Raw genomic sequence first — 12,447 nt, 5'->3', positions numbered from 1 at the left:
GCCGGGCTGGCACCGTACTCCCGGTCAACGCAGTGATCTGGGGGAGCGTGAGACATGACCACCATCACCGTCGCCGTTCAGGAGCGGCGCCAGACCGTGACCGTGCTGTTCATCGACATAGTCGGCTTCACCGCGCTGGTGGACCGGCTGGACTGCGCGGAGGTGCGGGCGCTGCAACGGGACTACTTCTCGGCGGTGGCCGACGTGGTCCGGGACTGTGGCGGCATCGTCGAGAAGTACGTGGGTGACGCGGTGATGGCGGTGTTCGGCGCCGGCGAGGGCGGCTTCGAGCCGGAGGCGGCCGCCTCGGCCGTGCGCGCGGGCCTGTCGGTCCAGGAGGCGTTGAGGGGGCGTCTCCTGGCCGGCAGGCACCGTGTGCGGACCCGGGTCGGGCTGGCCACCGGCGAGGTGATCGTCGATCCGGTGATGACCTTCGACGGGGGCTACGGGATGGTCAGCGGGAGCGTGGTGAGCACCGCGGCCCGGCTGCAGGCGTACGCGCCGCACGACACGGTGGTGGTCTGCTCGGCCACCCGGGACGTCACCGACGCGCTGATCGCCTATCAGGAGCTGCCACCGGTGTCGGTGCCGGGCAAGTCGTACCCGCTGGACCTGTGGCGAGCGCTACAGCCTCAGTCTGCCCGGTTGGTGGGGGTCCGCTAGCGTTTTTTGTAGCCTTTTCCCCCGATTTTTCAGGCTCAGGAGTCAGGACCTGGCTCGCCTGGGGCAGAAGTGTCGGAGGCTCCGGGTAGGCTCGCGCCGTCCTTGACCACCTTGGCCGACCGGGAGTGCCGCCTCGTGACCGCACAGCCAGAGACCTTGTACGGGGCTGCCGACCTCACGCACCTGGAGGGTCTGGACGCTGTCCGGAAACGCCCAGGCATGTACATCGGGTCCACCGACAGCCGGGGCATCAACCACCTGGCCAACGAGATCATCGACAACTGCACCGACGAGGGTGTCGGCGGGCACGCCACCCGGATCGCCGTCACGCTGCACAGCGACGGCTCGGTCCAGGTCGACGACGACGGCCGGGGCATCCCGACCGATGTGCACGCCAAGAGCGGCCTGAGCGGCGTCGAGCTGGTGCTCACCCGGCTGCACGCCGGCGGCAAGTTCGGCGGCTCCGGTTACAAGGCCTCCGGTGGCCTGCACGGCGTCGGCGCCTCCGCCGTCAACGCCCTGTCGCTGCGCTTCGACGTCACGGTCAAGCGGGACGGCAAGGTGCACGAGATCTCCTTCCAGCGTGGCGTGCCCGGCGTCTTCGACGGCCCCGGGCCGGACGCGCCGTTCACCGCGGCGCCCGGCCTGCGGGTCGCCCGCCGGATGAAACGCGGCGAGCCCAGCGGCACCTCGATCCGGTACTGGTACGACGCGCGGTATTTCGAGACCGGCGCCCGGCTGGACGTCGATGCGGTCCGCACCAAGCTGCGCAACACCGCGTTCCTGGTCCCCGGCGTGCAGTACACGCTCTTCGACGCGACCGCCGAGGAGCCGGCCACCGAGGCGTTCCACTACCCCAACGGCCTGATGGACATGGTGGAGTTCCTCACCCCGCCCGCCGACAAGCCGGTCTCCGGGATCCTGGTGGTCACCGGCGAGGGGACCTACAAGGAGAACGCCGCCGACGCCAACGGCGTCATGCAGTCCAACGTCGTCCGGCACGCCCAGGTCGAGGTGGCGTTCCGCTGGGGCACCGGTTACGAGCGTTCCGTCGAGTGCTTCACCAACACCATCCGCAACGTGCACGGCGGCACCCACCGCAAGGGCTTCGAGCGGGCCCTGACCCGTGCGCTCACCGACGCCATCCGCAACGCTCGCGGCCTGCTCAAGCCCAAGGAGGAGCCGCCCGTCCTGGACGACTTCCTGGAGGGCATGACGGCGGTCATCCACGTGCGCGTCCCGGAGCCGCAGTTCACCTCGCAGACCAAGGACGAGCTCTCCACGGCGGGCATCACCCGGGTGATGCAGACCCTGGTCGAGGCCTACCTCAAGGGCTGGATGGAGGACCGGCGCACCAAGACCGAGGCGCGCACCGTCCTGCAGAAAGTCGTGGACGCGGCCCGGGTGCGGCTGACCCAGAAACAGCAGAAGGACGCGGCCCGCCGCAAGACCGCCCTCGAGGGCGCCTCGATGCCGCCCAAGCTGGTCGACTGCCGCACCACCGGCATCGCCCGCAGCGAGCTCTACATCGTCGAGGGGGACAGCGCGCTCGGCACCGCCCGGATGGCCCGCTCCTCGGAATATCAGGCGCTGCTGCCGATCCGTGGCAAGATCCTCAACGTCCAGAAGGCCAGCCTCCAGCAGGTTCTGGACAACGCCGAGTGCTCGGCGATCGTGCAGGTGCTCGGCGCCGGCTCGGGCCGCACCTTCGACATCGGCTCGATGCGGTACGGCCGGGTCATGCTGATGGCCGACGCCGACGTCGACGGATCGCACATCCGGACCCTGCTGATCACGCTGTTCGCCAAGTACATGCGCCCGGTGATCGAGGAGGGCCGGCTGTTCGCCGCGATGCCGCCGCTGCACAAGATGACCACCAAGGGCCGCAACCCGGAGACCTTCTTCACCTACACCCAGCAGGAGATGGAGGCGACCCTCAGCCGGCTGCAGAAAGCCGGCAAGACGCTGGCCCCGGTGAGCCGGTTCAAGGGTCTCGGCGAGATGGACGCCGACGAGCTGTGGGACACCACGATGAACCCCGCCACCCGGACCGTCCGGCGGATCACGCTGGATGACGCCGAGCGCGCCGAGGCGACGCTCGAGCTGTTGATGGGCGAGCGGGTCGAACCGCGGAAGAACTGGTTGATCGAGGCAGCCGGCCGGATCGACCAAGAGACGATCGACGCCTGAGGGGTTGTTGAGAAGTGGCACGCCGCAAGAGCGAGAACCGCGTCGACCTGTCCGCATTCGACCAGGCGGGCGCCCGGGTCATCGACAATCCGCTCACCACCGAGGTGGAGGACTCCTACCTGGAGTACGCCTACTCGGTCATCCACTCCCGGGCCCTGCCGGACGCCCGTGACGGGCTCAAGCCGGTGCACCGGCGGATCCTCTGGTCGATGTCCGAGCAGGGGCACCGCCCCGATCGGGCGTACGTGAAGTCGGCCCGCGTGGTCGGTGACGTGATGGGTAAGTACCACCCGCACGGCGACGTGGCGATCTACGACGCGCTGGTCCGGCTCGCCCAGGACTTCTCGCTGAACACGCCGCTGATCGACGGCCACGGCAACTTCGGCTCGCCCGACGACGGCCCGGCCGCCGCGCGGTACACCGAGGCGCGGATGTCCCGCGAGGCGATGCTGCTGGTCGGCGAGCTGGGCGAGGGCACCGTCGACTTCAAGCCGACCTATGACGGCTCCGAGTCCGAGCCCAAGGTGCTCCCGGCGGCCTTCCCGAACCTGCTGGTCAACGGCACGTCCGGGATCGCGGTCGGGATGGCGACCAACATGATCCCGCACAACCTGGGCGAGGTGGTCGCGGCCGCCCGGCACCTGATCACCCACCCGGAGGCCGACCTCGACGCGCTGATGCGCTTCGTGCCCGGCCCCGACCTGCCCACCGGTGGGCAGCTGCTCGGCCTCGACGAGGTGCGCCGGGCGTACGAGACCGGCCGGGGCGTGGTCCGGATCCGGGCCCGGGCGCAGACCGGGCTGCTGGAGGGCGGCCGGGGCCGGCAGGCCATCACCATCACCGAGCTGCCGTTCGGCGTCGGCACCGAGAAAATCATCGAGGCGATCACCGACGAGGTGAAGGGCAAGCTGATCACTTCCGGTCCGCGGCGCGGGCAGCGGCAGGCGGCCCGGCTGCAGGGCATCGCCGACGTCAAGGACCTGACCGACCGCGAGCACGGCACCCGCCTGGTGATCGAGTGCAAGGTCGGGGTCAACCCGCAGGCGCTGCTGGCCGACCTCTACCGGCTGACCCCGCTGGAGAGCTCGTTCGGCATCAACAACCTGGTGCTGGTCGACGGGCAGCCGCGGACGCTCGGGCTCAAGGCGCTGCTGGAGGTGTTCGTCCAGCATCGCTACGAGGTGGTGACGCGGCGGACGACGTACCGGCGGACCAAGCGGGAGGACCGGCTGCACCTGGTCGACGGCCTGCTGATCGCGCTGATCGACATCGACCGGGTGGTCGCGATCATCCGGGCCAGCGACGACGCGGCGGCGGCCAAGGCCTCGCTGATGAGCGAGTTCGGGCTCAGCGACATCCAGGCGACGTACATCCTGGACACCCCGCTGCGGCGGCTCACCCGGTTCGACCGGATCGAGCTGGAGACCGAGCAGGAGCGGCTGCGCGCCGAGATCGCCGAGCTGAGCCGGATCCTGGACGACGAGGCCGTACTGAAAAAGGTCGTCTCGGACGAGCTGGCCGAGGTGGCCAAGGAGTTCGGGCGGCCGCGGCACACCACGCTGATCGACGGCGACCTCAAGGAGGTGCTCGCCGCGTCGGTGCCGGCCGGGCCGCTCGAGGTGGCCGACGACCCGTGCCAGATCATCCTCTCCGCCACCGGGCTGATCGCCCGGACCGCCGCCGAGAGCGAGGAGGCGGCCGAGGGGCGCAAGCGCAGCGGCCGGGTCAAGCACGACGCGGTCCGCGCGATCATCCACGCCACCGCGCGCGGCCGGATCCTGCTGGTCACCAACCGGGGGCGGGCGTTCAAGACCGACGTGCTGCCGCTGCCGGTGCTGCCCGAGCAGTCCGGCACGGTGTCGCTGCGCGGCGGGATGTCCGCCTCCGAGCTGGTCCCGCTGGAGAAAGGCGAGCAGGTCGTCGGTCTCGCGCCGCTGGCCGCCGGCGACTCGCCGGGCATCGCGATGGGCACCCGGCAGGGCGTGGTGAAAGTGTGCGCGCCGGAGTGGCCGGTGCGGTCCGACGAGTTCGAGGTGATCACCCTGAAAGAGGGTGACGAGGTGCTCCAGGCGACCTGGCTCACCGACGGGGCCGAGTCGCTGGTCTTCGTCACCTCGGACGCGAACCTGCTGCGGTTCCCGGCCAAACTGGTGCGGCCGCAGGGGCTCAAGGGTGGAGGCATGGCCGGCGTCAACCTGGCGGCCGGGGCCACTGTCGTCTCGTTCCAGGCGGTCGCCACGTCGGACACCTCGCACGGGGAGCCGATGGTGGTGACGTCGACCGGCACGCAGGTGAAGGTGTCGCCGTTCGCGTCGTACCCGGCGAAGGGCCGGGCCACCGGCGGGGTCCGGGTGCAGCGCTTCCTCAAGGGCGAGACGGAGCTGGTGGTGGCCTGGGTGGGGCCGCGGCCGGTGGGGGCGACCAGCACCGGGGACCCGGTCGAGCTGCCCGAGCCGGACGCGCGCCGGGACGGGTCCGGCGCTGCGGTGATCATGGGGCCGCAGCTCATCGGGCACCACATCGAACGCGACTGACGGATCCGCTCCGGCGCACGCTCACCCCGTTTCCGGTACGCCGGGCGCACGGTCCGCGCCTCGCGCGGGCTGGGGGCGGCGCTCGGGGAGTGCCGTGATCCCGCGAGAACGGCCTGCCTTCCGGCGGGCCGTTTCGTGTTTGGCGGACACGAGCCGGCGTCGGGCCGTTCTCGTCGTGGGATGGCGGGCCGGCGCCGAGCCGTTCTCGACGTGGGATGGCGGGCCGGGGAAGGCGGCGCTCGGCGGTCATCAGGTGGCGGTGGGGCCGTAGGGTTGTGGGGCGGCTGTTCGGGAAGCCTGCGCTCGGCGGCGGGCCGTCGGGTGGCGGACGGCCCGCCGGAGAGGCGAGTCCGCCCGTCACCAGGTGGGGCGGATGCGGCCGGGGACGACGAGGCGGGACAGGCTCGCGCGGACGGTGGCGAGATTCTCCGGGCCGATGGCGTCGGCCCACGGGCGTAACGCCTCCTCGGCGGCGGCGTCGGCGGCCCGGGTGCAGGCCCAGCCGCGGTCGGTGAGTGTGAGCAGGCGGGCGCGGGCGTCCACCGGGTGCGGGCGGCGCTCCACGTAACCCTTGCGGACCAGCTCGTCGGCCATCTGACTGGCCGCCTGCTTGGTCACTCCCAGGTGCTCGGCGAGTTCGACGACTGTCGCGCCGTCCGGGGCCAGGCGGACGAAGGCGAAGCCGTGCGCCGGGCGCAGGTCGGCGAAACCGCGGGCGCGAACACCCGCGTCGATGGCGTCGACCAGCGCGGATGCGGCTCCGAGCAGCAGCACCGGCAGGTCCAGGAGATCACGTCGCACCAAAAGAGTTTGACATGACGGTCAAGCTGGTTGACTATTTGGTCAAGCAGCTTGACCAAATAACACTGGAGGAGAGATGGCGATCCATCGTCGGAACGAGGCGGTCGTGCACCGCCTGCACGGTTCGGTCTTCAACTCCTACGTCGCTCCGTCCACCGGCAGCGCGGAACTCTGCGCGTGGCGGCTGGAGATCGCCGGCGGGACGGCGGGCGTCCGGCACCGGATCGATCGGGAGGAGGTGTTCCTGGTGCTCGCCGGCCGGGTCCGGGTGTTCCTGGACGGGGTGGTCGAGGAGCTCACCGCCGGGGACGTGCTGCTGGTGCCGGCCGGGGCCGAGTTCGGCATCGACAACCCGGGCGCCGACGGCGCGGAGGTGTGGGTGACCACCAGCGTCGGGCTGAAGGCGACGTTGCCGGACGGCTCGACGATCAGCCCGCCCTGGGTGAACTGAACCGTGCGTGGGAGGCCGGGTGCGCTTCGCACCCGGACCTCACCCGGGGCGCCGGCCCGGCGGGCGCCGGGTCACCGGACCCCGCCCGGGGGTGCCGGGTCACCGGACCTTGCCTGGGGGTGCCGGGTCACCGGATCTCACCCGGGGCGCCGGGCCGGCGGGTGGTGGGTCACCGGAGATCACAGGGCGGAGCGCAGGGCTCCGAGGGCGTCCATCTCGGCCTGCGACAACGGGCCGGCCGCCTCCGCCGCGAGGCACTCGGCCAGCTCGGCGCGGTTCTTCACGCCGAGAACCACTGTCGACACTCCGGCGGCGGTGAGCGCGTAACGGTGGGCCAGCGCCGACGGCGTGGTGCCCAGTTCCGCGGCGAGTTCGCGGAACGGCTCCGCCCGGACGAAATCGACTGCCGCGGGGTGGTCGGCCGGAAGCGTACGGTCAAGACTCGCGGTCAGGGACCCGGCCGCGACCGCGCGGATGCCGATCACCCGCACCCCGTTCTCGTTGGCGCAGCGGATCAGGTCGTCGGTGCGCGGCCGTGCCCCGGGGAAGAACCACAGGTCACCGTTGAAATCGAGCGGATTGACCACGATCTGCGCGGCATCCGGCCGCGGGCTGCCGTCGAGTGCGGCCTCGGCCCGCGTGCCGTCGTCGAGTGCGGCGTCGGCCCGCGGGCTGCCGTCGTGAGCGGCATCCGGCCGCGGGCTGCCGTCGTGAGCGGCATCCGGCCCGAGGCTGCCGTCGAACGCGGCGAGCACGCTATCCGGGTGCCCGACCGCGGTGATGCCCCAGGCCCGGATCCGGCCGGCCTCGCGCAGCCTTTCGAACTCGGCGGCCGCCTCGCGGTAGCCGTCCGGGCCGATCGAGTGCGGGTGCGGGCCGGTCACCCGGATCTGCGTGTGCAGCAGGAAGAGGTCGAGGTGGTCGCGGCCGATCCGGTCCAGGCTGGCGGCCAGGCCGCGGCGGATCCGGGCGGCGAAGTCGCGCTCGTCGTCGTCCTCCAGGGAGACCTTCGACGTGATCATCACGTCCGAGCCGGCGGTGCCGGCGGAGCGGAGGGCCGCGCCGGCCGCCCGCTCCGCCTCGAAGTCGGCGCCGTAGGACGGCGCCAGGTCGAGCATGGTGATCCCGGCGTCGAGGGCGGCGTGGATGGTGGCCACCGCCTCGCGCCGGTCGGTCGAGCCCCAGACGCCGGCGATGCCGCCACCGCCCAGGGTCAGTGCGCTGATCCGGCCGAGCCGGCCGAAGTCCCTCATCTCCATGAGGACGACGCTAGGACCTGGAGCGCGCTCCAGCTCAAGACCTACTTGCTGGGTTCCGGGACGTCGCAGGTGATCTTCGGGTTGAGGCCGAGGTAGTTCAGCGGCCCGGCGACCGTGGTGACGATGACGGTGCCGGCCTTCGCGCAGCTCGCGTCGCCGGTGTCCTTGAAGTAACCGCGCTGAAAGGCCGCGAACAGGCCGATCAGCAGCCAGATGACGATGATGACGCCACCGATGCGCATCGAGAGCCTCCTGAGATCGGGGATGCGCGGCAGGTACCCGGATTCAGGCGCTCGGTAAACGAACGGCTTGCAGCGTGTACGTGTGCGGCAGCCGCTCCGGCCGGTCGGCCAGCTGCCACTCGCCGTTGTCCAGCCGGCGCATCCGCCCGGGCAGCGCGTTCCACGGCACGCTCCGATGTTCGACCAGCCCGGTCAGGGTCAACCCCGCTTCCAGTACGGCGGTGACGATCTCGCCGAGCCCGTGGTTCCACTCGTGCGTCACCGTGTGGGTGAACCGGTGATCGGTGTCGACGTAGGTGCCCGCCTCGTCGTAGATCTGCGGTTCGGCCTGCTCGAAGTACGGCTCGGCGAGCGCTATCACCCCGTCGGTGCGCTCGTAGTCGCACGCCCACAGGACCGGGTGCCCCTCCCTGATGAACAGCCGCCCGCCGGGAGCCAGCAGGGACGCCACCGTCCGCGCCCAGCGCCTGATGTCGGGCAGCCAGCCGAGCGCCCCGATCCCGGTGAAGACCAGGTCGAACTCGCCGTCCAGCACGTCCCGGGCGGCGTAGACGTCGCTCCGCACGAAGTCGATCTCGGCGCCGGCGAGCGAGGCCAGGCGGCGGGCGTGCTTCAGCGACTCACCGGAGAAGTCCAGGCCGGTCATCCGGGCGCCGAGCCGGGACAGCGAGACCGTGTCGGTGCCGATGTGGCACTGCAGGTGCACGGCTCGCCGCCCGGACACGTCGCCGAGCAGCGGCAGGTCGAAGCGGACCACGTCGCTGAGGTGCGCCGGGTCGGCGGCGAATCGGGCGAAGCCGTAATCGGCTGATGCGGCGTGTGCCCCGGCCCGCTCGTCCCAGTTGGCGCGGTTGACAGTCAGGTAATCGCTCACGTGCCGGAGCGTATGCGGTCCCGGAACCACAGCGCACTCTGTTTCGGCGTCCGCCGCTGGGTCGCGTAGTCGACGGCGACCAGGCCGAACCGGCGGGTGTACCCCTCGGCCCACTCGAAGTTGTCCATCAGCGACCAGGCGAAGTAGCCGCGCACGTCGGCGCCCTGGTCGCGGGCCGCGAGCGTCGCCTCGACGTGCGCCTTCAGGTACGCCGTCCGCCCCTCGTCGGCCACGAATCCGTCCGGGTCGGGGTGGTCGTCGTAGACCGCGCCGTTCTCGGTGACCGCGAGCGGCAGCCGGTAGTCGCGGTGCAGGCCCAGCAGCAGCGTGGTGAACCGGTCCGGGGTGATCGCCCAGCCCATCGCGGTCTCCGGCACGTCCGGCTTGATCTCCCTGATGATCGGCCGGCCGTTCGCGTCGTGGGTGTTGCCCCGCTCGTCGCGCCCGGCGAAGTCCTGTCCGAAGTAGAAGTTGACGCCGAGCACGTCGGGTCGCTGCTTGATGATCTCCAGGTCGCCGTCCCGGATCGGCAGCAGGTGGCCGTGGTCGGCGACGACCGACGCGGGGTAGTGGCCGTGGACCAGGGGATCGAGGAAGATCCCGGCGACGTTGTCGTGGGCGCGGCGGGCCGCGGCGATGTCCAGCGGGTCGTCGGTGTGCGGGGTGGCGGTGCCGATGTTGAGAGCGATGCCGACCGTGTTCTCCGGAGTCTTCACGATCGAGTGGGCCAAGCCGTGCCCCAGCAGCAGGTGGTGGGTGGCCTTCAGCGCGTCCGGGAAGGAGCGCCGCCCGGGAGCGTGCACCCCGTGCTCATATCCCAGATAGGCCACGCACCACGGCTCGTTCAGCGTCTGCCAGTTCCGCACCCGGTCCCGCAGCCGGTCGAAGACCAGCTGGGCGAAGTCGGCGAACCGATGAGCCGTGTCCCGGTGCGGCCACCCGCCGGCGTCCTCCAACTCCTGCGGGAGATCCCAGTGATAGAGCGTGAGCCACGGCTCGATCCGGTTGGCCAGCAGCTCGTCCACCAGCCGGTCGTAGAAGTCCAGCCCCTTCGGGTTCGCCGGCCCGCGCCCGCCCGGCTGCACCCGCGGCCAGGACACCGAGAACCGGTACGCGTCCACCCCGAGACTCTTGATCAGCCGCACGTCGGACGGCATCCGGTGGTAGTGGTCGCAGGCGACGTCGCCGTGCTCGCCGACCACCTCGTGCGCGAAGGTGTCCCAGATGGACGGCGTCCGCCCGTCCTCGGCGGCGGCCCCCTCGATCTGGTAGGCCGACGTCGCCACACCCCAGGTAAAGCTCACAAGCAGTCCCCTCGACGGAAATGGTGAGGGCCGGTCCCGACGGCAGGGGACCGGCCCTCTGCTCACTCGTGCAGCCAGCAGGCGACCGACCGGTCGCCCCCGCTGGGGACCAGCACGGGAATCTTGTCGGGGCACGGCTCGAAGGCCTTGGGGCACCGCGGGTGGAACGAGCACCCGCTCGGCATGCCTTTCAGGTCCGGCGGCGAGCCGGGGATGCCGGTCAGCTCGCGGCGCGGCCCGCGCAGGGCCGGGAAGGAGCCGAGCAACCCCTTGGAGTACGGGTGCAGCGCGTCCTTGTAGATCGCCGCGGCCGGCGCCTCCTCGACGATCCGGCCGCCGTACATGATCGCGATCCGGTTGGAGAACTCGACCAGCAGCGAGAGGTCGTGCGTGATGAAGACGACCGAGAAGCCCAGCCGCTCGCGCAGTTCGATCAGCTGGCCGAGGATCTGCCGCTGCATGACCACGTCGAGCGCGGTGGTCGGCTCATCCATGATCACCACCTGTGGCTGCAGGATCAGCGCCATGCCGATCATCACCCGCTGCCGCATGCCGCCGGAGAGCTGGTGCGGGTAGGCGTCCATCCGGTCGGCGGCGATCCCGACCAGCTTGAGCATCTCCCGCGCCCGGGCGTTGCGGGCCGCCTCGGTCATCTCCGGCCGGTGTGCCCGGAGCACGTCGGTGAGCTGCGTGGAGATCTTGTGCACCGGGTTGAGCGAGTTCATCGCGCCCTGGAACACGATCGCCGTCTCGGCCCAGCGGAAGCCGCGCAGCTCCCGGTCGGAGAGGCCGAGCACGTCGTACGGGTCGCCCTTCTCCGGGTGGTAGATCACCTCGCCGCCGGTGATCACGCCGGGCGGGGGGAGCAGCCGGGTCATGCCGTAGGCGAGGGTCGACTTGCCGGAGCCGCTCTCGCCGGCCAGGCCGAGCACCTCACCGCGGTGCAGGGTCAGGTTGACGTCGCGGACCGCCCGGACCGCCTGGTCGCCGAGACCGTAGTCGACGTTCAAGTTCCTGATTTCGAGAACCGGCTCGCTCACTGCACGGTCTCCTTCCGAACGACCGGCGTAGCGCCTTGCGAAAGAACCGGGGTGAAGCCGATGCGCATCCGTACCGTATGGCCGGAGGCGGTTTTGATCTTGGTCTTGCCGGCGCTGCGCAGGCGCGGGCTGACGAACTCGTCGATCCCGAAGTTGATCAGCGAGAGCGCGGTGCCGAGCAGCGCGATGGCCAGACCGGCCGGGATGAACCACCACCACGCCTCCTGGGCGAGCGCCTGCTGGCCCTGCGCCCAGAACAGGATGGTGCCCCAGTTCCAGGTGGTGGCCGAGGTGACGCCGATGAACGCCAGGGTGATCTCGGAGAGCACCGCGAAGATGACGGTGCCGACGAACCCGGAGGCGATCACCGCGGTCAGGTTCGGCATCAGTTCGAAGACGATGACCCGCCAGGTCTTCTCGCCGGTGGCCCGGGACGCGTCGACGAAGTCCCGCCGGCGCAGCGACAGGGTCTGCGCCCGCAGCACGCGGGCGTTCCAGGACCACGAGGTGAGGCCGATGACCAGGGCGATCAGCCAGTCCTCGGCGTTCTCCAGGGTGGAGGTGATGATGATGATCAGCGGGAGGGCCGGGATGACCAGGAAGACGTTGGAGAGCGCGGAGAGGCCCTCGTCGGTCTTGCCGCCCAGGTATCCGGCGGTCACCCCGATCAGCACCGACAGCACCGTGGCGATGGTGCCGGCCAGGAAGCCGACGAACATCACGCTGCGGGTGCCGACCAGCAGTTGGCTGAAGACGTCCTGGCCGAGGTGGGTGGTGCCGAGCCAGTGGTCGCCGGAGGGCGGCTGGATCAGCTGGTCGCCGCGGGCGTCCGGGTCGTAGGGCGCCACCCACGGCCCGATGATCGCGAACAGCAGGTAGATGCTCAGCATGATCAGGCCGGTGGCGGCCTTCTTGTTGCTGACGAACCGGAACCGCTGCCGCTTGGCCTTGGCCGGCTTACCGGTCTCCGGCTGTGCCATCGACCCCTGACCGGGGATCACCTGCTCGATGCTGGAGGTAGGGATCGTCACCGCGCGGTCCTCCGGGATACCCGGCTGGAGATGGACCGCCCACCTCGGTGGATAAGAA

At 70.9% G+C, this 12,447-nt stretch carries 11 protein-coding genes; 4 read left to right on the top strand and 7 right to left on the bottom strand.

The genetic code is table 11. The annotated features are described in order from the left end of the window. Nucleotides 1–54: 54 nt before the first annotated feature. The 3 genes from Actob_RS34865 (at nt 55) to Actob_RS34855 (ending at nt 5,387) form a co-directional block, all read left to right on the top strand. A complete protein-coding gene (locus Actob_RS34865) occupies nt 55–663 on the top strand; it encodes an adenylate/guanylate cyclase domain-containing protein (RefSeq protein ID WP_284916167.1) in 609 nt (202 codons plus the stop codon). 102 nt (nt 664–765) lie between these two features. Beyond that, entirely contained in the window at nt 766–2,853 is a 2,088-nt protein-coding gene (locus Actob_RS34860; protein ID WP_407653476.1) for a DNA gyrase/topoisomerase IV subunit B, read from the top strand. Between the two features lie 14 nt (nt 2,854–2,867). Next, nucleotides 2,868–5,387 carry a DNA gyrase/topoisomerase IV subunit A gene (locus Actob_RS34855; protein ID WP_284916165.1) on the top strand — a complete coding sequence of 840 codons (2,520 nt, stop codon included), beginning with the start codon at nt 2,868–2,870 and terminating at the stop codon, nt 5,385–5,387. A gap of 357 nt (nt 5,388–5,744) precedes the next feature. Here Actob_RS34855 and Actob_RS34850 read toward each other — a convergent pair whose 3' ends face one another. Further along, nucleotides 5,745–6,188, bottom strand: a complete 444-nt coding sequence (locus Actob_RS34850; protein WP_284916164.1) for a MarR family winged helix-turn-helix transcriptional regulator — start codon at nt 6,186–6,188, stop codon at nt 5,745–5,747. Between the two features lie 76 nt (nt 6,189–6,264). On the opposite strand from Actob_RS34850, the gene Actob_RS34845 reads away from it, so the two are divergent. Further along, nucleotides 6,265–6,639 (top strand): cupin domain-containing protein, encoded by a 375-nt coding sequence (locus Actob_RS34845; RefSeq protein WP_284916163.1) that lies wholly within the window; start codon nt 6,265–6,267, stop codon nt 6,637–6,639. 179 nt (nt 6,640–6,818) lie between these two features. On the opposite strand, the gene Actob_RS34840 is transcribed toward Actob_RS34845, so the two are convergent. The 6 genes from Actob_RS34840 to Actob_RS34815 all read right to left on the bottom strand — a co-directional run bounded on the left by Actob_RS34840 (nt 6,819) and on the right by Actob_RS34815 (nt 12,389). Next, nucleotides 6,819–7,898 carry an aldo/keto reductase gene (locus Actob_RS34840; protein WP_284916162.1) on the bottom strand — a complete coding sequence of 360 codons (1,080 nt, stop codon included), beginning with the start codon at nt 7,896–7,898 and terminating at the stop codon, nt 6,819–6,821. 41 nt (nt 7,899–7,939) lie between these two features. After that, nucleotides 7,940–8,140, bottom strand: a complete 201-nt coding sequence (locus Actob_RS34835) for a hypothetical protein (RefSeq protein ID WP_284916161.1) — start codon at nt 8,138–8,140, stop codon at nt 7,940–7,942. 43 nt (nt 8,141–8,183) lie between these two features. Next, on the bottom strand, nt 8,184–9,014 hold the full coding sequence (locus Actob_RS34830) for a class I SAM-dependent methyltransferase (RefSeq protein WP_284916160.1): 831 nt from the start codon (nt 9,012–9,014) through the stop codon (nt 8,184–8,186). Further along, nucleotides 9,011–10,318, bottom strand: coding sequence for a GH1 family beta-glucosidase (locus Actob_RS34825; protein ID WP_284916159.1), 1,308 nt, complete (start codon nt 10,316–10,318; stop codon nt 9,011–9,013). The genes Actob_RS34830 and Actob_RS34825 overlap by 4 nt, the downstream gene beginning before the upstream one ends. Before the next feature lie 62 nt (nt 10,319–10,380). Beyond that, on the bottom strand, nt 10,381–11,358 hold the full coding sequence (locus Actob_RS34820; RefSeq protein ID WP_284916158.1) for an ABC transporter ATP-binding protein: 978 nt from the start codon (nt 11,356–11,358) through the stop codon (nt 10,381–10,383). Continuing rightward, nucleotides 11,355–12,389: an ABC transporter permease gene (locus Actob_RS34815; protein WP_284916157.1), complete on the bottom strand. Its 1,035-nt coding sequence runs from the start codon at nt 12,387–12,389 to the stop codon at nt 11,355–11,357. Before Actob_RS34815 ends, Actob_RS34820 begins: the two co-directional genes overlap by 4 nt. Nucleotides 12,390–12,447 lie beyond the last annotated feature (58 nt).

The sequence above is a fragment of the Actinoplanes oblitus genome (assembly GCF_030252345.1).
GTDB lineage: Bacteria > Actinomycetota > Actinomycetes > Mycobacteriales > Micromonosporaceae > Actinoplanes > Actinoplanes oblitus.
This window is presented reverse-complemented; position numbering and strand designations above follow the sequence as displayed.

Excerpts from the sequence above, each read along its gene's own strand:
- Actob_RS34865 (WP_284916167.1), top strand. The coding sequence starts at position 55 with ATGACCACCATCACCGTCGCCGTTCAGGAGCGGCGCCAGACCGTGACC.
- Actob_RS34845 (WP_284916163.1), top strand. The coding sequence starts at position 6,265 with ATGGCGATCCATCGTCGGAACGAGGCGGTCGTGCACCGCCTGCACGGT.
- Actob_RS34840 (WP_284916162.1), bottom strand. The coding sequence starts at position 7,898 with ATGGAGATGAGGGACTTCGGCCGGCTCGGCCGGATCAGCGCACTGACC.
- Actob_RS34835 (WP_284916161.1), bottom strand. The coding sequence starts at position 8,140 with ATGCGCATCGGTGGCGTCATCATCGTCATCTGGCTGCTGATCGGCCTG.